At 55.6% G+C, this 20,363-nt stretch carries 16 protein-coding genes, 3 tRNA genes and 1 pseudogene; 12 read left to right on the plus strand and 8 right to left on the minus strand.

Translation table 11 applies throughout. The annotated features are described in order from the left end of the window. Positions 1–57: 57 nt before the first annotated feature. Genes M7439_RS13185 through M7439_RS12670 form a run of 3 tightly spaced genes read right to left on the minus strand, consistent with a single transcriptional unit; the run spans position 58 to position 1,377 of the window. Complete coding sequence (locus M7439_RS13185) at positions 58–516, minus strand: transposase (protein WP_366525203.1); 459 nt, start codon at positions 514–516, stop codon at positions 58–60. Continuing rightward, on the minus strand, positions 503–1,198 hold the full coding sequence (locus M7439_RS12665) for an IS4 family transposase (protein ID WP_308464516.1): 696 nt from the start codon (positions 1,196–1,198) through the stop codon (positions 503–505). Before M7439_RS12665 ends, M7439_RS13185 begins: the two co-directional genes overlap by 14 nt. After that, positions 1,198–1,377, minus strand: a complete 180-nt coding sequence (locus tag M7439_RS12670) for a hypothetical protein (RefSeq protein ID WP_308464517.1) — start codon at positions 1,375–1,377, stop codon at positions 1,198–1,200. The genes M7439_RS12665 and M7439_RS12670 overlap by 1 nt, the downstream gene beginning before the upstream one ends. Positions 1,378–1,650: 273 nt before the next feature. Between M7439_RS12670 and M7439_RS12675 the strand changes: the two genes are divergently transcribed. Beyond that, the gene (locus M7439_RS12675) at positions 1,651–2,637 is read left to right on the plus strand and encodes a heme A synthase (RefSeq protein WP_298344118.1); all 987 of its coding nucleotides are present in this window, start codon (positions 1,651–1,653) and stop codon (positions 2,635–2,637) included. 62 nt (positions 2,638–2,699) lie between these two features. Here M7439_RS12675 and M7439_RS12680 read toward each other — a convergent pair. Further along, positions 2,700–2,775: transfer RNA gene (locus tag M7439_RS12680), tRNA-Arg, on the minus strand. Between the two features lie 126 nt (positions 2,776–2,901). On the opposite strand from M7439_RS12680, the gene cutA reads away from it, so the two are divergent. From cutA to M7439_RS12695, 3 genes are all read left to right on the plus strand, one after another. Next, complete coding sequence (gene cutA / locus M7439_RS12685) at positions 2,902–3,321, plus strand: divalent cation tolerance protein CutA (RefSeq protein WP_298344115.1); 420 nt, start codon at positions 2,902–2,904, stop codon at positions 3,319–3,321. Then, on the plus strand, positions 3,318–3,776 hold the full coding sequence (gene tadA, locus M7439_RS12690) for a tRNA adenosine(34) deaminase TadA (protein ID WP_298344112.1): 459 nt from the start codon (positions 3,318–3,320) through the stop codon (positions 3,774–3,776). Before cutA ends, tadA begins: the two co-directional genes overlap by 4 nt. Before the next feature lie 24 nt (positions 3,777–3,800). After that, positions 3,801–3,890 (plus strand) — tRNA-Ser (locus M7439_RS12695). On the opposite strand, the gene M7439_RS12700 is transcribed toward M7439_RS12695, so the two are convergent. Both M7439_RS12700 and M7439_RS12705 read right to left on the minus strand, forming a co-directional pair. Further along, on the minus strand, positions 3,869–4,837 hold the full coding sequence (locus M7439_RS12700) for an MBL fold metallo-hydrolase (RefSeq protein ID WP_298344109.1): 969 nt from the start codon (positions 4,835–4,837) through the stop codon (positions 3,869–3,871). The genes M7439_RS12695 and M7439_RS12700 overlap by 22 nt on opposite strands. A 34-nt stretch (positions 4,838–4,871) precedes the next feature. Then, a complete protein-coding gene (locus M7439_RS12705; protein WP_298344106.1) occupies positions 4,872–6,077 on the minus strand; it encodes a MarP family serine protease in 1,206 nt (401 codons plus the stop codon). A 295-nt stretch (positions 6,078–6,372) separates the two neighbouring features. On the opposite strand from M7439_RS12705, the gene gltB reads away from it, so the two are divergent. The 8 genes and pseudogenes from gltB (at position 6,373) to M7439_RS12745 (ending at position 18,412) form a co-directional block, all read left to right on the plus strand. Then, on the plus strand, positions 6,373–10,857 hold the full coding sequence (gene gltB, locus M7439_RS12710) for a glutamate synthase large subunit (protein WP_366525204.1): 4,485 nt from the start codon (positions 6,373–6,375) through the stop codon (positions 10,855–10,857). Next, positions 10,857–12,320: a glutamate synthase subunit beta gene (locus M7439_RS12715; RefSeq protein WP_298344100.1), complete on the plus strand. Its 1,464-nt coding sequence runs from the start codon at positions 10,857–10,859 to the stop codon at positions 12,318–12,320. The genes gltB and M7439_RS12715 overlap by 1 nt, the downstream gene beginning before the upstream one ends. Before the next feature lie 5 nt (positions 12,321–12,325). Continuing rightward, positions 12,326–12,398 (plus strand) — tRNA-Arg (locus tag M7439_RS12720). Positions 12,399–12,495: 97 nt separating this feature from the next. Next, entirely contained in the window at positions 12,496–13,647 is a 1,152-nt protein-coding gene (locus tag M7439_RS12725; RefSeq protein ID WP_298344097.1) for a site-specific integrase, read from the plus strand. A gap of 468 nt (positions 13,648–14,115) precedes the next feature. Continuing rightward, positions 14,116–14,865, plus strand: a pseudogene (locus tag M7439_RS12730) (ArdC family protein); the annotation flags it as partial. A gap of 138 nt (positions 14,866–15,003) precedes the next feature. Further along, the gene (locus M7439_RS12735) at positions 15,004–16,608 is read left to right on the plus strand and encodes a hypothetical protein (protein ID WP_298344094.1); all 1,605 of its coding nucleotides are present in this window, start codon (positions 15,004–15,006) and stop codon (positions 16,606–16,608) included. Between the two features lie 137 nt (positions 16,609–16,745). Then, positions 16,746–17,195: a hypothetical protein gene (locus M7439_RS12740; RefSeq protein ID WP_298384132.1), complete on the plus strand. Its 450-nt coding sequence runs from the start codon at positions 16,746–16,748 to the stop codon at positions 17,193–17,195. A 140-nt stretch (positions 17,196–17,335) separates the two neighbouring features. Continuing rightward, positions 17,336–18,412, plus strand: coding sequence for a hypothetical protein (locus M7439_RS12745; protein ID WP_298344089.1), 1,077 nt, complete (start codon positions 17,336–17,338; stop codon positions 18,410–18,412). Between the two features lie 1,069 nt (positions 18,413–19,481). Here M7439_RS12745 and M7439_RS12750 read toward each other — a convergent pair. Beyond that, positions 19,482–19,982 (minus strand): GNAT family N-acetyltransferase, encoded by a 501-nt coding sequence (locus tag M7439_RS12750; RefSeq protein ID WP_298344086.1) that lies wholly within the window; start codon positions 19,980–19,982, stop codon positions 19,482–19,484. After that, positions 19,979–20,263, minus strand: coding sequence for a DUF1778 domain-containing protein (locus tag M7439_RS12755; RefSeq protein ID WP_298344083.1), 285 nt, complete (start codon positions 20,261–20,263; stop codon positions 19,979–19,981). The genes M7439_RS12750 and M7439_RS12755 overlap by 4 nt, the downstream gene beginning before the upstream one ends. Positions 20,264–20,363 lie beyond the last annotated feature (100 nt).

Consider the following 20,363-nt stretch of genomic DNA (forward strand, 5'->3'; position numbering starts at 1 on the left):
TCTCCCTAGAGGGTTGAGGCCAATTGGAGTGGTTGGGATACTTGGTGGGATAGGGACTCATCCGCTTTCGCACGACACGGGGATTGGAGCGCAAGCGTCGCTTTGGTAGTACCTGGTCAAGTATTTGACAGGTGGCACGGCTGAAGGCTTCAGCGAGGACCTCTGGGGGAAAAACCCGGACTCATGAGCGCGCTGGTGCGAGCGCATCCGGAGAGATCCAAGAAACGAGAGCGATAGCGGGTCCCCTCTAGAGGATGCAGAGACATCATCCATGAGCTCTCTGATACCAACGTGCAGGGCTAACATCCCCCAGATCTCCTGGTAGACAAGCTCTGGGGATTGTGACCGGAGCACCCTTCGTGCCTCGAACTGGTGGGTCTTTAGTTCATCAAAGGCCGATTCGATCTCCCAACGCTTTGCATAGAGTGCGGCCAGCTCGTGAGCTGGTGCGATCTCAGGATCAGTGATCGAGCAAAAGAGCCGGTAGAACAGATCAGGGTCCTCACCTTCGGTGATGTGATACTGGAATGACTCGTACCATCATTGAATGTCTCTTTCCCCTGTCCTTGTGGTGATAGACATTGCCAAGGTAGGAACCATCCTCGAGTTCGGCGACTGTTTCAATACGATAGTTAACCTTTGCTCGCCATAAGAGTTGGGCACCCGTGCTAGCTACTTGCTGTGAGAGATCATAGGAGAAGAACCCACGATCACCAAGACAGAGCATCCCTGGTTTGAGTTGATCGATCACACCTTGGGCCAATACCTGCTCAGCAGTGCTATAGGGACCGACGTTGGCCGCAAAGATCGTATGGGTGCCACACTCTAGGAGACCGACGATTCTTGCTTTGGCATAGGCGGCTTCCCCGAGAGGGGTGGTTGGCTTTGCAAAGTGAGCAAGGTTCTCGGCAGAATCAGCGACGCTCAGGCTCGTTCCGTCGATCGCAACAAGACGTAACCCCCGATAGAAGGCACCCGCATCACCAGGTACTGCCAGAGGCTTTGCAACTGCCTCGTAGAGCCGCTTCATGGGTTCGGCTCCCAAGCGTAGGCGAGCCTTAAAGATCGCCACCTTCGAGGGAACACTCCAAGTGGACCTGAACTGATCTGCCCAACGAAGTCCCTCGCTTAAGTGACGCATGACCTCCTCATAGGAGTCCTGGGGATAGAGCGAGAGAGCCAGGATGTAATAGATCATCACCCGTGATGGGAGGAGTCGGATGCGCTGTTGGACTTTACCCGTTGTTGGACTTTACCCGTTGAGCTGAGTATCGAATCGATGAGCTCTCTCGAGAAGGTACAGGTGAGAACTCCGATCGAGAGATGATCGGTCAGTCGTGAATCCTCTGGTTGTTTTCTCCACCCGGGTCTTGGCATCAGCATCTCCCGAAACCCAGTAGAGCATAGATGTGGTACTAAGTTAACGGTATTGATCTCTAACCATAATATCACTCGCGCCAACGATACGCTAGTCTCGTGCGCTTTGAATGCGGGAGTGAAGTACGCATTACACGCAGATTCATCAACACATTTGCACCTTTTTGTTGTCAGGAATAGAATGATGCGATTGGTGGTGGCAAATAAGTCCGGCGATGCAACAAGTAAGCCGGGTGTGTTATCTGTTGTGGCACTGCTTGGCTAGGGGGCTATATGGACACTGCAGCGTCTGATCGATCATTCTTGGTCTGCCCTACTATTGTGCGCAGGGTTTCGTTGATTGCTTTGATTGCAACCTACTTGCTGGTTGTCCTAGGAAGTACCGTTCGTGTGACACACTCGGGGATGGGCTGCCGGAGCTGGCCACTATGTAATGGACATCTAGCACCAATAGATAACTTTCACTCCGCGATGGAGCAGTTCCACCGCTACATCGCGGCAATAGTGAGCGTTCTGGTGTTTTACACTGGTTATCTCGCCTGGCGTCATGCGCGACATTTGCGGAGCGTCTTCGTGCCGGCTCTCATTTCCTGCGGGATCATTCTCGTGCAGGTCGTGCTTGGAGCCATTACCGTCCTGACTCACAACGCCCCGATAACGGTCGGCATGCATCTCGTCACCGGCCTCATCGAACTTGGCATCGTTACCGTGGTCGCTACCGCTGCCTTCATCGCGCCTACACGTGCAACCGGTGGACCAACTCATACGACTGACAGCTATATGCTCCGTTTGGCGATCACGGGTGTTCTCGCTACCTTGGCCATAATCATAACTGGAGCTTTCGTGGTCGACTCAGGGGCGGCAAAAGCCTGTCCCGGTTGGCCGGTGTGTTCCTTCAATGCCGCACCTGCCCGCTTGATTGTTGCCCAGTTTCTACATCGAGGGATGGTAGCTATCGGTGGCTTGGCCATCGCCGTCGTTCTGCTTCGAGCCTGGAGGAACTGGCGTTCACTTGGTGCCGGTCCGTTGATCGTATTCGACGCAACCATGTTTTTGGTCCAGGTAGTTGCCGGTGCGTTTTCGGCGGTTCTCAAGGCACCTCCAGGTGTACAAGATCTTCATTTAGCCATTGGTGCGATTTTCTGGATGGGCATGGTAGCACTTGCTACCTTCGGATGGGTGCATAAACCGGACCATAATGGAATAAATGGCTCTCCTGACATCCATGTGGATGTCCCAGCCCCTAGGTCCAGCCCCTAGGTCCAGTTCAACGGGTTTATCTGAGTCAGATACGGCAGAACTACCTATGAACTGGATGCCTTTGGCGCGCTCGGAGAGATTCGAACTCCCAACCTTCTGATCCGTAGTCAGATGCTCTATCCGTTGAGCTACGAGCGCTAGCAGGAAACATACTAGTTTACCGGTCACCAGGGCGGGCCGGTGTTTCACTGGCAACCGAATCGATCTGGAGTATGATCCCGCATAGTTGGGCAAGTTGGCCCATATCGCGGCGAAAGCCAGTCAATGGATGAACCCCTGTTCTTTCGTGTGGTGCGAGGTGACCGGGCGGTCAGCACGTACCATGGATACGTGTCAGAAGAGATCTCCCTGCCAGTCTTCGAAGTTCAGACGACGACGGACGAGGCCACGGTGAGCCTTGCTCTCCGTGATCAGCTTGTCGCCTCGAATTTGACTCCATGTGTCAAGATTCAGGCCGGGTGCCAATCCAAGTACTACTGGAACGGGAGCTGGCAGAACGCCGATGAGTACGTGATCACCGCTCTTACACTTGAGACTCATCTAGGACATCTTGTATCGATTATTAAGTCAGCACATAACTATGTCAACCCCGAGGTCATTGCCCGCCCTATTGTGGTGTTATCGAAGGAGTATGCAGACTGGGTCCAGGATGTTCTTCTTGAGCTGCAGGCGGGTCGGTCGTGAGCCTCCGCGACGAAGAGAGGATGCGTCGGTGTTTAGCGCTCGCCAGGAGCGCTGATCAACGTGATGAGGTCCCGGTAGGTGCGATCGTTGTCATTGGAGGCGAGGTCGTCGCAGAGGCCCATAACGAGACGGTCGCTCAACAGAGTTCCTTGGCGCACGCCGAGCTTCTTGCCCTCCAAAGAGCCCAGCTAGAGGTGGGAGATCGTTATCTGTCAGACGCTGAGGTGTACGTAACGTTAGAGCCGTGCGCCATGTGTGCGGGGGCTCTTGTGCTCGCGCGAGTTCGCCGCCTCATTTTCGCCGCCCGCGATCCCAAGGCGGGTGCGTGTGGGTCACTCTACAACCTCTGTGTAGATCCGCGTCTCAACCATGAGATCGAGGTAGTGTCAGACATTCTCGCTGAAGATGCTGGCGCCGTGCTGCAAAGCTTCTTTCAACGGCGTAGATCGAGCTGATTTCCCGTAAACTGGTTTCGGCTCGGAGGGATGCGAGAGTGGCCGAATCGGGCGGTCTCGAAAACCGCTGTACCCGCAAGGGTACCGTGGGTTCAAATCCCACTCCCTCCGCCACCCTCTTGCCGAGTTGGATGTTCATGAGGCGTGTGCTGGCCCTGCCCACTACGCTTGGTGAGCCAACGGTTGATCCCCATCGCGTTGGCGTGGACGCCACTTAAGGTCAAGAGGCGGTCGCGGGCCAGAGGATCAAGATCTTTCAGATCTGGAACGAACGCCTCCTCAAGCGCTGTTTCGATCTCGCGTCCGTCATGCATCGCTTGTTCTGCCACCCGACACCAGTCACGAAGAAGGTCCTTGCCTTCGTCGAGGATGTCGACCGCATTGGCAAATCGACCGTAGTGGGCAAAGGCGAGGTGCGATGGAGTGCGAGACTTCATTGCGTCCAAACTCCGAGTTGCTAGCTCAAGATCAAAGTCAGGAGGTGGGGTCGCGGGCCAGAGGATTCCCACCTCTGGTAACTTCACTCCAACCGCATCCCCACAGAACATTGTCCCCGTGGGTTCATGCCAAAGGGATAGATGGTGTTTGGCATGGCCAGGTGTCAAGAGCGCCTCAAGATGCAATCCCTTGGTGATCTGAATGGTGTCACCCTCCTCCACGGCGATGATTCGGTCGGCGGGAGTCGGATCCAGGCGCCCGTAGAGCGAATCGAGGAGAGGCCCATAGACCCTCGATGCTGAGTCGATCAAGCGTGTCGGGTCGGCGAGGTGCCGGGCTCCGTTTGGGTGAACGTAGACCTTCGCATTTGGGAATGCTCGGGCGATGTCGCCGACACCTCCTGCGTGGTCGAGATGGATGTGGGTGAGCACGACAGCAGCAAGGTCCGAGGGGCTAATGCCAAGGTTGTTGAGTTCCGCGATGAGTAGGGGAGCACTGCTCTGTGAGCCCGTCTCGATCAAGACAGGACTTTCACCGGTAACGAGATAGCCAGCAGTGATGTGTTCCCAGCCGCCGAGTTGGGTATCGATCTCAACGATATTGTCCGCGATAAGTTCAGCCATACCAGAGCAGCCTAGCTCCATCGAGAAAGCCTGTTTACGGCACACACCCCTCTGTGGAGACCCGATGTTGCGGCTCGGTGAGGGCCTCATGGACCTCCTTGGCTACTGCTGGTGCGGCGAGCGCGAAACCAACATAGTTATTGGTAGTGGACCGGGAAAACACCACGCCGAGCACTTGGCCGGCAGAATTGACTAACGGTCCACCGGAGTTACCGGGTCGGACGATCGCGTCGATCTCATAGACCAGGCGTGTCGTCAGGCCCTTGTTGTAGATGTCGCGCCCAGTGGCGTCAAAGCCTGCCATGATTCCGGCAGACCCATACGTCAGTGGACCACCCTCGGGATAGCCCAGCACAACCGCCTGGGTGCCACGTGGCTGAACTTGGGTATCAAAGTGCAAGACCGGAGCCTGTAGCCCGGGGACCTTCAACACCGCTAAATCGAGATGCGGGTTGTACCAGATAACCGTTGCTGCGAGTTGTGAACCATTCTGGATCACATAGGTACTTGGTTCGCCCGCCACGACGTGTGCGTTGGTCGCTACATAGCCAGGTGCAACCACAAAGGCTGAACCCTCCTGGATCTCCGAACAGGCGAGGCCCTCGACCTTGAGCACCGAGGCCGAGACCTTTGCCTCGATCGCTTTGACCTCAGTAGATGTTGGTAGCGGCACTGGACCAGCCAACGCCGGTGGGATCGAAGCAAAGACGGGAGGAAAACCAGCCGTGGAAAAGAGTGCGTCAACCTGAGCGAAGACGCTTGGAGCGGGAGGGAGAATTTCATCGAGAGCCTGAACAATTCTTGAGCCCGAGACCTCGGAGGAGAGTGCTTGGAAGGGCGCATTGAGGGCCAGTGCGGCGACGATCCATACGATCAACAAGGTCGCCGCGATGGAGACGATGACGCCTGCACCGCCGTCGATCTTTCCAAGATGGAAACGGTCGAGTTTCCTGCTGATCCTGCTGCCGAGACTCCTGCCCAGCGCCGAGGTGATCGATGCGAGCCCAAAGAGAATCACGAGCGAGATGAACGTGCGTACGATGCCGACTGGAAGTGGTGCGGCCGCGTAGGGCGCGATCACCGCACCGGCGAGAAGTCCAACCCAAAACCCGATGTAGGAGCCGAGTTGGATGGTTGCGCCTACCTTCAGCCCTCGAGCAGCGGAGAACGCGACGAGAGCGAGGATGACCAGATCCACGAGGTTGAAGCCGAAGATGGCACCTAAGAACGGGGTTGACACTTACCGCTTTACCTCGACACAGAACTGCACAAGGTATCAGTGTAGGTTCTCAACTCCCCAAAACAACTGAAAAGATCTTCGACGTTCGGCCTCGGTACCGGGTCTGTTGCATGCGAACCCGTCTCTGGGTGGCGAGGATGCGCCCATGATCGAGGGGGTTCAGCGATCTTTCAACGGAGAAAGATCTTGAGGGTGGCTCGACGGCTATCGTGCCCTATGATGAATTGCCTACGGGTCAATGGGGTCCCTTCTGCCGTACAACACGAGAGAGGTCCGCCAGGTGTTACCGACCCCAATGCCACCGCTGTACCCCCGAGGTCTAGAGCACGACGCCTGTGGGATTGCATTTCTTGCCGATCTCCATGGGAAGGGTTCGCACAAGCTCATCCAGATGGGACTTGACGCGCTCGTCAATCTCGAACATCGTGGCGCGAAGGGTTCTGACCCTGATACCGGGGATGGCGCAGGTATCCTCATTCAGAACCCTGACGTGTTTTGGAGACGTGATCGGGAGCTGCCGACAGCGGGTGCCTATGTTACTGGTCTTCTGTTCCTTGATGGCGACAGAGCGGAACTACTTGCGCAGCTGCAACAACTCCTCGATCAATCAAGTTGGCGGATTATCGATCGTCGTGAAGTACCCCGCAACCCTCAGATCCTCGGTGCTGGCTCGCAAGCCTGCGAACCCGACATGGTGCAGTTGTTTTTGGAGGATCGTCAAGGAACGACGGGAATACAACTCGAACGCAAGGCTTGGCTCTTGCGTCGCAAGATTGAGCAATCGATACCAGAGCTGTACTTTCCGTCGCTGTCGGGTCGTACCTTTATCTACAAGGGAATGCTTTCTGCCCCTCAGGTACAGCAGTATTTTCTTGATCTTCAGAATGATCAGCTTTCAACGGGTATTGTGTTGGTTCACTCTCGCTTCTCGACCAACACGTTCCCGTCGTGGAGACTTGCACAACCCTTCCGCATGATCGCGCACAACGGCGAGATCAACACCATCGACGGCAATCGCAACTGGATGCGAGCTCGAGAATCGCAGTTATCCTCAGAGTTAGTTGAAGGCGATATCGCTGATGCCTTCCCACTTGTCGATGTGTCCGAGTCCGATTCGGCTTCGTTGGATGGCGTCTTCGAGATGCTTGCCCTCCACGGTCGCTCCCTCCCGCACGCCATCATGATGATGATCCCTGAGGCATGGGAGGCCAATACCTCGATGGATGCCAGGGTTCGCGACTTCTACCGATTCCATGCCTCACTGATGGAGCCTTGGGATGGGCCAGCAGCAGTGGTCTTCACCGACGGAGAGATGGTGGGTGGGGTGCTCGATCGCAACGGCCTTCGTCCTGCGCGCTACTGGATCACTGACGAAGGAATTGTCGTGCTCGCCTCCGAGGTCGGCGTGATCGACATCCCATCCTCGTCGGTGGTCGCGCGTGGAAGGTTGGAACCAGGCAGAATCTTCCTAGTGGACACCAGCAAAGGGACCATACTTGACGACGCTGAGGTCAAGGAGTCACTCGCCACGATGCGACCATGGGGTGACTGGCTGCGCGAGCATCAAGTCTCGTTGAGTTCGCTGCCGCCGCGGTATATGTTGGTTCCCCAGCACGGATCGGTTGTGCAACGCCAGCAGTTGTTTGGCTATACCGAGGAGGAGCTGCGCCTCATCGTCTTGCCGATGGCTACTCAGGGTCAGGAGCCCATCGGTTCGATGGGCTCAGACACACCCCTGGCAGCTCGCTCGCGGCTCCCCCGGCCCTTCTTTGACTTCTTCTATCAACGTTTTGCCCAGGTAACCAACCCCCCACTTGATGCGATTCGGGAGGAGTTGGTTACCTCGTATGAAGGGGTGATCGGGCCCGAGAAGAATCTGCTTGAGCCTGGGCCGGCGTCAGTGCGCCAGATACATCTTCCGCACCCAGTGATCGATAACGATGAACTCGCCAAACTCATCTATATCAATGACGATGGTGAGTACCCGGATTTGAATGCAAAAGTTATCGATATCCTCTATCCCGTCGGGGAGGGTGCAAAGGGACTCCAAAAAGCACTTGCCACTATCCGGGTAGCCGCTGAGGAGGCGATTCGGGATGGGTTCGCGGTGGTGATTCTTTCGGATCGCCATGCCGACTGGGAACACGCTCCGATCCCGTCGCTCTTGGCGGTATCCGCGATTCATCACCATCTTGTGCGCGCCAAACTACGCACTCAGGCTGGGTTGGTGATCGAGTGTGGCGATGCGCGAGAAGTTCACCACTTTGCAGCCCTTATTAGTTTTGGTGCTGCGGCGGTCAATCCCTATCTCGCGTTCGACTCCATCGTTGACCTCATCCGTGAGGGTGTGTTGCCCGATATCGCTCCGCGGGTGGCGGTCCGTAACTACGTGAAGGCGGCCACCAAGGGGATTATCAAGATTATGTCGAAGATGGGAATCTCGACGATCGGTTCGTACACCGGTGCGCAGATCTTTGAGATCTACGGCCTCAGTCAAGAGGTCGTCGACGAATACTTTCCTGGGGCTCGCTCACCCATGGGGGGAGCTACTCTCGTGGAGATCGCCGATGTGGTGGCGGCCCATCACCATCGGGCCTACACCCAACACCCTGAGGAGTTCGCCCATCAGAATCTGGCAACGGGGGGCCAATATCAGTGGCGTCGTGATGGTGAGTACCACCTCTTCAACCCGGAAACAGTCTTTCTGCTCCAACACTCGACGCGCAAAAGGCGACAAGATGTGTTCCGGCGGTATACCTCACTGGTAGATGACCTTGGTCGACGTGCGAATACTCTTCGAGGGCTTTTGGAGCTTCGGTCAGATGGTGTTCAACCGATTCCAATTGAGGAGGTTGAGTCGGTCAAGTCCATTATCAGTCGATTCTCTACGGGGGCTATGTCCTATGGGTCGATCTCACAGGAGGCTCATGAGACGCTGGCGATCGCCATGAATCACCTTGGGGGACGCTCCAACACCGGCGAGGGTGGAGAGGATCCCGAGCGATCAAAACCAGCGCCGGACGGCACCGATCGGCGTTCCAGGATTCGTCAAATCGCTTCGGGTCGCTTCGGGGTCTCGATTGAGTACCTGAGTGCGGCCGATGATATCCAGATCAAGATGGCCCAAGGGGCAAAGCCAGGAGAGGGTGGGCAACTCCCGGGCGAGAAGGTCTATCCTTGGATCGCCAAGACGAGAAACTCCACCCCGGGAGTTGGCCTGATCTCTCCACCTCCTCACCATGACATCTACTCGATCGAAGATCTCGCGCAACTCATCTATGACCTGAAGTCAGCCAATCCTAGGGCGCGAGTGCATGTCAAGCTCGTCTCAGAGGTCGGAGTGGGAACGGTTGCTGCTGGGGTGGTCAAAGCCCACGCCGACGTTGTCCTCATCTCAGGCGGAGATGGTGGCACCGGTGCCGCACCGCTGAACTCCCTCAAACATGCGGGAGGGCCGTGGGAGCTGGGGCTAGCTGAGACGGTGCAGACGCTTGTCGTTAATGGACTTCGCGATCGAGTAGTCGTACAAGTTGATGGGCAACTCAAGACCGGTCGCGATGTCATCGTCGCCGCTCTCCTTGGTGCTGAGGAGTATGGGTTTGCAACGGCTCCGCTCGTGGTGTCCGGTTGCATTATGATGCGCGCCTGCCATCTCGACACCTGTCCCGTGGGCATCGCTACGCAGAACCCCGAGTTGCGGAGCAAGTTCACCGGAAAGCCCGAGTTTGTCGAGACATTTTTTGAGTATATTGCCGAGGAGGTGCGTGCCTATCTCGCTCAACTTGGGCTTCGCACGCTCGATGAGGCGATTGGCCGTGCGGACCTCCTGCAACCACGTGACGCCTCGGCGGCTCAACTGTTAGGACTCGACCGGCTGACCTATCGCAAGGAAGGAGCGCCGCGCCGATTTCGTCCTGGATCTCAGGAAAACATCCTGAAAAACAGCATGAATGCACAAATTGTTGAGGCGGTCGAGCCACGGCTCGACAGGTCAGGATCAATTCGATTACAGTATGAGATCCACAACACTGACCGTGCCGTCGGCGCGACCCTGGGCGATCTCATCACGCGACGGTATGGTACCGACTATCTGCCACCTGATACCGTCTCGTTGGTCTTTGATGGCTCAGCCGGACAGAGCTTTGGGGCCTTTGTCCCCCCTGGCATCACCATGGAGCTTCGTGGTGACGCGAATGATTATGTGGGTAAGGGTCTCTCAGGGGGGCGTCTCGTCATTGCTCCTCCGATGTCCGTTGGCGTGGTGGCAGAGAAGGCGGTCGTCATCGGCAATGTTGCCCTGTATGGGGCGACCAAAGGAGAACTCTTTGTCCACGGTCGGGCGGGAGAACGTTTTGCAGTCCGTAACTCAGGTGCGAGTGCGGTTGTTGAGGGTGTCGGCGACCATGGATGTGAGTACATGACAGGGGGTGTTGTGGTGATTCTCGGCAGTATTGGACGCAATTTCGCGGCTGGGATGTCGGGTGGTCTGGCCTTCATCTGGGATCCTACGGGAAAGGCTGCCACCAGAGTGAATCAGGAGATGGTTGACCTCGATCCAATTGACGAGGAACAACAGTCGCTGTTGAAAGATCTACTCGAACGACATGCTCGCTTGACGGGGTCTGCGAAGGCGTCCTCAATCTTGGCGGCACAAGGTGGTTGGTTGCGCAGTTTCGTCTGTGTCTACCCAAAGGATCTTAAACGCGTCGTTCTCCAGGATCGAGCTCACCGTCGCCAAGGCGCCCGCTACGCGATCACGACACTCGATCGGGGGTACTGATGGCGGCTGACCCAAGAGGCTTTCTCAAATTCACCCGTCGCAATCCAGTACGCCGTCCGGTAGCGCTTCGCCTGAGGGATTGGAATGAGGTCTACGCCGAGGATGATGTCGCTGAACAGATCGTGCAAGCACAGCGGTGTATGGACTGTGGTATCCCATTCTGCCACCGAGGATGCCCCTTAGGGAACTTGATTCCTGAATGGAATGAACTGGTTGGCAAAGACCGATGGGCGAGTGCTGCTGAACGTTTACATGCGACAAATAACTTCCCAGAGTTCACTGGACGTCTCTGTCCGGCTCCCTGCGAGACGGCCTGCGTTCTTGCCTTGAATCGAGACGCGGTCACCATTGAATATATCGAGAAATCGATTAGCGAGATGGCCTTTGCTCACGGTTGGGTCGAACCGATTCGGGTGGCACACCCTACGGGTTACAAGGTAGCGATCGTTGGATCAGGACCCGCTGGATTGGCCGCAGCGCAGCAGCTCGTTCGTGCAGGACACGCGGTGACGGTCTTTGAACGTGCTGATCGGATCGGCGGACTTTTGCGTTATGGGATACCGGAGTTCAAAATGGAGAAGGCGATCCTTGATCGCCGGCTAGCGCAGTTGACGGCAGAAGGTATCGTATTCTTCCCGAACACTACGGTCGGTCGCGATCTCTCGTTTGCACAGTTACGAGCCGATTTTGATGCCGTCGTTCTCGCGCTGGGTGCTACTCGTCCACGTCTCATTGCGGTACCAGGTAGTGAAGGGGCCGGTATTCTCCCTGCCATGGAGTACCTACCCCATGCGAATCGTGCTGTGCATGATCGTTCCTATGAACCTCCAATCGTGGCGACAGACAAGCGGGTGGTAATTCTCGGTGGAGGTGATACTGGGGCCGACTGCTTGGGCACTGCACTGCGACAGGGAGCGAAAGAAGTTATCCAGCTGGAGATCATGCCGCGACCGTCAGATAGCCGTCCAGAGACCGCGCCTTGGCCAATGTATCCGCCGCTCTTCCGGATCTCCTCGGCCCACGAAGAGGGGGGAGACCGCGTCTTTGCTCGAGAGACAGTTCAATTCGAGCTCAATGCATCGGGTCAGGTGACTGCTCTCATCACTGCCGAAGTGGCAATGAGCGAAGACGGCAAACTTCAGCGAGTACCTAGTACCGAGCGTCGTATTGAGGCGGACCTCGTACTGTTGGCGATGGGCTTTCTTGGACCAGATCTATCGATGTTTGATCTCGCACAACGGCCAGCTCTTTCGGAACGGGGAACCATCCAAGTCGATGACTGCTTTGTTACCTCGCTGGAAGGAGTCTTCGCTGCTGGAGATGCTCGTCGTGGACAATCACTGATTGTCTGGGCCATTGCTGAGGGGCGATCGGTGGCGTACCACGTCGATGCCTACCTGATGGGTAACAGTGACCTCGGTTGTCCGATCGCGCCGGATACCGCGGCATTGACTATCATGTAGGAGATGCGCTCGTAGCTCAACGGATAGAGCACCTGACTTCGGATCAGGCGGTTGGGAGTTCGAATCTCTCCGAGCGCGCAAGTTCTCCCAGTTCAGAGGTGGTAACTTCTCTGAACCCAAGCTAAGATCCCTCTCAACCCAACACAAAACCCAACATTTGTCACGGGAGGTGTCCATGGCAGGGTCGATTCGTTTGAGAAGACCACCCAACGTGTGGGAGCTAAGGATCTTTGTTGGCAGGGATCCCTCAGGTAAGATCAGGCACCGCTACTTCACCTTCGTTGGCCCAAAGCGAGATGCCGAACGTGAACTCGCTCGCCAGTTGCTCCTCTTAGATGAGATTCCAGAACCCGTCTCTGAGGGATCGAAGTGGGGAAAGCGAACAACCTTTAACGATGCGATCGCAGCCTGGAAGGCAAACGGTTGGGAAGATCTCTCACCCAAAACACAACTGAGCTATCAACAACTCTGGGATAGCCATATCCGCGATCGCATCGGCGAAAGACCCATTGCCCAAACGGGGATCTACGAAGTCGAGCAGTACTTTCGTGAACTCTCAGATCATGGGCTCGGTGAGTCTGGGATCAGACAGGTCAGGGCCATCCTGCATCGAGCCTGCAAGCTCGCTGGCAAGTGGTCCAATGGCATGATCCCCAACCCCGTCTCTGGAGCTGAACGTCCCAAGGGCCATCGTCGTGAACCAGTTCGTGCCCCGAGTGTCGAAGAGGTGCGAGCAATTCTTGCAACCCTTGCCAAAGGGGATGACCTTCGGCTCTATGTCTTTGTCCGCCTAGCGATTGCGACCGGGATGCGACGGGGTGAGATTGGGGCACTCAGACTCAATGACATCAACTTTGTGACTGGGGAGCTCCGAGTCGATGAGGGAGTCGTCATTGGGGCCGGTGGGATCTCGGTGAAGGCTCCAAAGACCAAAGTATCGGTGAGAAAACTCTCGGTCGATGCCAAGACCCTTGGACTCTTGGCACAACTGAGAGACGAACAGCTCGACCTTGCCACACGAGCAGAATGTGAACTAGGCGAGGATGCGTTCTTGTTCTCGTTTGTTCCAGGAGGTACGACCCCACCGTATCCCGATGTGTTCACGAAGAACTTCGCAAGCTTTAGAGCTCGTCACGGAATCGCTCCGGACATCCATCTGCACTCATTCCGTCACTTTGCCGCCACGGTCTTAGATTCCGTCGTGAGTGAGCGCCAGAAACAGGCTCGGATGGGGTGGTCTACCACCCATATGGCTCGCCATTACACCGATGCAGTCGGCGAAGAGGACCAGCGTGCTGCCGAGAGGATCGGGGAGATTCTGCGGTGAGAAGACCGATCTAGGCGAGGTCGCCGTTGATGAGCGTGTTGAAATTCTCTATACAACTATCAAGGGCCCAGGTCCCCTTCGCGCGAGCTTGACGCTCGCGCTTTGGGGCCCCGGCCCTCGGTTTATCTCCACGTGTAGCCGTGCTAGGCGACCGCATTTCCTCGACCCTGGAGGGCCTTGCGTCCGGGGAGCATCGAGAGTCGATCGTCCGTGAATCGATGCTCTCGCTTCTCGCATCTGGACGGCCTTAAAGAACGCATCCGATTGCTAGCTCCTTGACTCCTTCGCTTGGCCCAGGTGCTTTGCACCCTACCGTCGATCCGTGCTGGCTCCAAGCCCTGAAATGTACTCGTTGCACTCCGGGCTATTACGCCAGCTCGTCTCTCCGGTTGCATCGGGTGCATCACCTGAACCAAACGAAAGAGAAACAAGATGGCTACCGATCACTGATCCCTACTTGCCCAACTCGCCCACGGTGTCGCAGAGCTTGGAACATCATGGGCCTGGCAGAACTATCTTTCATCTCAAGCTCGCTTTCATACCTATAGTCCGAAGAACGTCATGCTCATCGCCTTACAACGCCCCGACGCTACCCGAGTCGCAGGGTTTAACAACTGGGGCCAACTCGGCCGCGGTGTCAAGCGCGGCGAGAAAGCGATCTATATCGTGGCCCTGTTGATCTACCGAGATAAGAATGAAGACGCAGATCCCGAGATCCGAGGGTTTCGCTGGGTACCAGTCTTTGACCTTTCTCAGACCGAAGGTGATGATCTCCCAGTGGCGGCCCACAAGCTAATCGGTACAGATTCCGCTCAGCTCTCTGAACGACTCGAAGCAGTCGCGAGTGCCCAAGGCTTTCTGGTCAGTCGGCAAGAGCTCCCGGCAGAGATCAACGGTCTGTGCCGTCATGACACGCGAGAGATTCTCATCTCACCGGCGAACTCTCCACTACATCAGGTCAAGACCCTTGGAAGGCCCATGAACTCGCCCATGCGATCTTGCACGAGGGGGAGAGCAATCGACCCCTCGCAGAACTTGAAGCTGAGTCGGTCGCCTTTGTCGTCTGTGGAGCCCTCGGCGTTGACACTGGTGAGTACTCCTTTGGTTATGTCAGCTCCTGGGCTGGTGGATCTGAGGAGGCAATCCGTGCCATCCACTCAACAGCAGGGTGCATGCAGCGTGGTGCCAAAGTCATCGTTGATGGAGTTTGTCAAATGATGAACAGCCGGGTGGATGATCGGGTGGCGGGGTGAATGACCCTGCCACCAATGTTCACGACTACTTGACACTCAAATAGCGAATGATGATAGAACCAACGTCTGACCAACTCCCTAGGCTCTTGATCGGGAGGTGCAGATGGCAAGCGAAATTGAGAACAGGCTGCCGTCATTGGTCCGAAACGACGTGTTCATCCTGGGTGCTGGATTCTCTAAGGCGATCAATGACGTGATGCCTGTCGCCAGTGAGCTTCTTGAACCGATTCTCAACGAGTTGCAGAACGAGTACTTCGAGGGGCCAAGAGGGAACGAGGGATTCGAGCAGTGGCTTTCCCGTTTGGCTGAACCCCAGCCGTACTTAAGCGCCGATGTGAACCTTGAGCGGTCAGCTGCCTTCATGAAGGTTAGTCGTGCAATCGCAGAAGTACTGACCCGTCGCGAGCAAGGCGTACTCAAGGATCAACTCCCAGAGTGGTTCGCCAAACTCCTCTTTGCTTGGCACATTCGTCAAGCTACGGTGATCAGCTTCAATTACGACAACCTGGTGGAGTGTGGAGTCAACACACAGTATTTGCCGATGTTCGACCGTTACCCCATCAGTGTCGGTGATGTCCTGCGTCGCATTCCTCACCTACCACCATCTAGGCAATCGGACGATTCAAGAATTTCGACGACGGTTCATGGTGGGGTCAGATCAATGGCAGGGGACTATTTGGACCAACCAGAACCGTGGGAGAACACTTTTCGCCTGATCAAACTCCATGGCTCAATCTCTTGGTATTGGGTCCCTAACGATGCGACTGGAACCACCTTGCAGCGTTGGCCGGATGTCGGTAGCTTTGGAGCACCACCAGGGAATCAACTCCCGAGGATCAGAAGAGACCTTCCTGGGCGAGAGGTCTTTATTGCCCCTCCGTCTTCCACGAAGTCGCGCTACCTCTCCAACCCAGTGATTCGTCAACTCTGGTCCGACGCGCTCGAAAAATTACAACAGGCCGATCGCGTGTTCATCCTGGGTTACTCGATGCCCACCGAAGATCAGGCCGCGATGGGACTATTGCTTGAAGGCTTGCGCCAGTCTGGGGTCGAGATCCACATTGTTGATTGTTGCGCTGATCCCGTCAAAGAGCGACTGGTCAACCTAATCCAGAATCGCCACGATCGCAGGATCGCTACTGGGGATGAACCACCAACGAACAGCGAGATTATGACCACTGCAGGAGGCAGCCCGGTCAAGCGCTTTACCCAGAGCTACTTTCACCAGCTTGCTAAAGAGGGCACCAGCAATCTACTGCAGTTTGCCAAGGATCTACCATCCATCACCTCCGAATTCCTGGAACGAGAATGGGTTGGGCCAGACGATGCAGTCAACTACTCTATCACCGGTAATGTAGAATGTATAGGCTTACCAATCGAAGTGGTGAAACCTTCCCTTAAATGCGACGAAATCACTGTTGAGGATGAAGTCTTGATGATCAAAGTTGGGAGCGGCAACGGAACGGATGCTCGCCAACTCACCAAATTAATGAAGGCTTTGCAAGAATTGTCGGTTTCCCAAGGCGTCAAAACCCTATCCGTGTTCTATGGCGGAGGGAAAACTTTTCCGGTCATCCCATTGGCCGTACAACGACGAAAGAACGAAAGCTTAAACGGTGCCAATTGGTATGATCTCACGCTGGTTCCTTTTATTCTTCAACTTCCCTCCGGGCCCAGCGATTACAGTGACGCAATCAAGGGGCCCTAGGGGTGGGCGAGATTTAATGTTCTTCCAAAACATCTCCTGAGTATCGATTACAGTAGTTCCATGACCTAGCCGATCTACTTGCCAAGCTTGAGCGCCTTGCCACCAGTACTTCGCAACAAGGAACGGCCTATGAGCACATGATGCGCGCCTATCTTATGACGGACTCACTCTTTGCCGATCGGTTCGAGAAGATGTTCACCTGGATGGACTGGCCCGAGCGCCTGGCTGGAGAGCGAGACACCGGGATCGATCTGGTGGGAATCGAACGCGATGGTGGGGTGTGTGTGACCCAATGTAAGTTCGTTGCTGCAGGCACGACCATCGCCAAGCCAGCGATCGATTCGTTCTTGGCGGCATCATCGCGACAACCCCTCACTGCTCGCTTCGTTAACGAAGTGGATCGGGGAGAAGGGGGCTCTCCAGTGGCAACAGGTGGTCGATCGGTAATGATCAATCCTCCTGATACTAAACTCTTGGCGCTATCGGCTATCCTGGGTTCGAACCAGGATCCGAAGAGGTGTTTGTGTAAGGGTGGTTGGGAGATCTCGGTGAGCAAAAAACTCGACGATTCGCTGTTAGCACTCTAGCGCAGACGTTCTTGCGGTTCCGTATAAGAGGTAGTGATATGCAATATAGATCAAAGGTGGTTTTAGCGCTCGGTGCATGCGCACTACTTCTTGCGTCGTGCGGATCGTCAAACAATGTTACGAACGCTGGGAGCAATACAATGTTGGCGAGTTCCTGGGTTACCAAGAACGCATCTAACGGAGCCGCCATTCTCACCTGGACGATCACCGGCAGCAATGCGGTTGGATCACTTACTCTCACTTACCTGTCGTCTTCAGGCGATTTTGCCCATCACAACTCTGTCTCCTTTAGCGGCACGGTTTCTGGCAAGTCTGTCAACCTTAGCTTCGGAGGTACTAATATCGCAGGCACAGTCACCTCGACGCAACTATCCATTGCATTTCCACAGTCCGATGGGCAGATAAGCAACCTTAGACTAATCCCTGGAACTATGTCGACCTACAATAGTGAAGTAGCATCGATCAACAATGAGGCCAATACCAACGAGCGGAGCGCCCAGGCCGCTGCAGAGGCACAGCAACAGGAGCAAGCAGCCGCCGCAGAGGCACAGCAACAGGAGCAAGCAGCCGCTGCTCAGAACAGCAAAGAGAAGAAGGCTATTCAGAACGGCGCGAGTACGGTAAACAGTGATCTGTCGGGTTTACAGGGCGACGAATCGCAGTTATCTACTGACGTGGCTGATACTCAACAGGGACTCGGTTCTGAAAACACCGCGCTCTCTCAGACGAAAGCTTATTTAGCGACAACCCAATCAATGGTCAATCAATACGGCACCGGAAGCGGCAATGGGGTCTGCTACGAGGCAGAAGAAGACGTTGGATACGAGGCTAATGAGGACGTGGCTTACGATGCGACACAAGATGTCGGATACGATGCCACGCAAGACGTCCTTCCTGGCATCGCATCTGTACAGTCTGAGATCCAGCAGTTACAGAGCGATTTCAGTTTCCTTCAATCGGCAGAATCGGCACTACCAGACTATGTACCAAGTGGCACGCCGACGAGCAGCCAAGTTCAATCTGCTATTTCCGCAGCCAACACCGGTATCAACAGCGCAGTGTCTACGACAAACGGCTACATAGCTAAAGCAAATGCTTATGTCTCGATTGCCTACGGGTACGTCGATACCGCCTACCAGGTCGGAAACTGTGGTTCTCCGCCGTCACTGCCTGCGCCTGTACCAACAATCTCGGCGTCAGAGGCATCGAGTTCGTAACGAGCCTAGACCGAGGCGCCCTGTCCAAAAGTGCATTACCCCAGGTGACCAGCTTTTTTACGTGCCTGCTACAGCTGGGCACTCTCTTCACAGGTCCAGTAGACTGCATCAGAAGAGGGCTTCAGGGGGAACTCCGACCTTGACAGAAAGATTGTGTGCTGAGTGTTTTTAAGGTCAAAGACCGTGCAATATGGAGGTCCTTCCGGTATCATCTGGGTCCCTGATGGGACACTTTAAGCTCTTGAGGTCCTCTAACTAAGGTGGCACGGACAAAATTAGGTTTCGCTGACGATGGCCCGCCTTTCACTGGCGTATTGCTTCAACTTGACAGACAAAACGTTGTGCCAATTTGGCAATGACTGTGCCCTCCATCAGAGAACCAACAGATGTGGTGATTATAGATCACCTCAAAGAGCGCCGGGTAAATATGCGTGGCCTCAGAGGACGACAGCTTTGGGAATGGGCTAGCGTAACCCTGAGCGCTGCATTGGATCGAGATCTAATGAATAGTCTGCACTTGTCTTCAGCTCTGTTCTCAACCCAACTGCAACCCAACTTTCCCAATCATTTTTGGGCATGCCGGATCGCGCTCGGGCCTGGCTTTCTAAATTTACCAGATCTGAGCTGCCATAATGAATGCAACAGAGACAGATTGGCGACAGGTGAAAAAGCATGCACATAACTTCGGATCAGGCGGTTGGGAGTTCGAATCTCTCCGAGCGCGCCACAAACATCGAGCTCAGAAGTGAGTTTACCTCAGGATCTCAAGGGACGATTTGCACTTTTGTCGCGATGGGCCATGACCAGAGGCTCCATTACCTGGATCAAACCTGAAGGTCGGTGTCTTCGTTTCAAAGTAGGCCCCGATGCAGTGACCGGGAGAATCCGACAAGTGTGTGGTGCCATCCACGGTTGCCAGTGATACGGTGATCGCACTGCGTCAACCCGTTGATGAGGTTCAGTCGAGCTCCGAACGTATGTAACCACGTCTCAGCCGATAATGAGTGCATCCGGCGACCAATCTTCCAGGCAGATTAGCCACTTCTCAGGATGTTCCCTGGCTTCGGCATCACTCACCGAGGCTGACTGCGATATCACTGAGCCGCCGCCATAGCCGACGGTCATCTAAGGGGTGGAAGTCAAAGTGTCGGTAGAAATCTATGGCTTTCTCGTTGATGGCATCGACCACCACGGCCCTTGCGCCGAACTCTTTTCCACCCCTCACGCAGCGCCGGAGGGCATCGACGAGTAGATACCCCCCAAGGTGGTGACCCTGCTCGCCCCGATCAATCGCGAGACGAGCCAAGAGAACAACGGGTACTGGGTCGGGCATTCCTCGGTGAAGGCGAGAAGGGGCTGTAGAGTGAAGCACCGAACTCATCGCCAAGGCGTAATAGCCAACGACGACATTACCCCTACACAACACGTAGGTTGCTGCCGTACCTGCGGCGAATGCCACCTCGGCCGACCTGCGAAGCCAGCGGTCGAGGTCGGGCATTCCAGAGTCAAAACCATCCACGTTGTGGGAGGTCGAGAGTAGCTCAATTGGCTGCAGGGAGTCAGCCGTCACTGCGAGGGGATCGGACCTGGTTCTGAGGCATACCGTACGAGGGTGCGCATCGGCTCGGGCTCGGCATCAAGAGCGCCAAGAAACTTCTCGAAGGCATCTGCGTCGATAGCAATACGCCGTTTTCTCTCAAGCACCACGTCCGCACGCTCTGCTCCAGCAGCGAGAAGAAAGCCAGTCAGACTCTCCCCGTTCGCCTCAGCAGCGGCCCGCAGGCGAGCCTCTTGATCGGAATCGACTCTGAGATTGATCCTGCCTTTGTGCCTGTCCTCCACTGCGCTCATGCCTACAGTGTACTGATGGAGTACATACTCCTTGCCACCTCAGATACCTCGAAGTGAGATTTACCACAGCCACCCAAAGGCGGGGGACGATGAGTCAGGA

The sequence above is a fragment of the Ferrimicrobium sp. genome, assembly GCF_027319265.1.
Lineage (GTDB): Bacteria > Actinomycetota > Acidimicrobiia > Acidimicrobiales > Acidimicrobiaceae > Ferrimicrobium.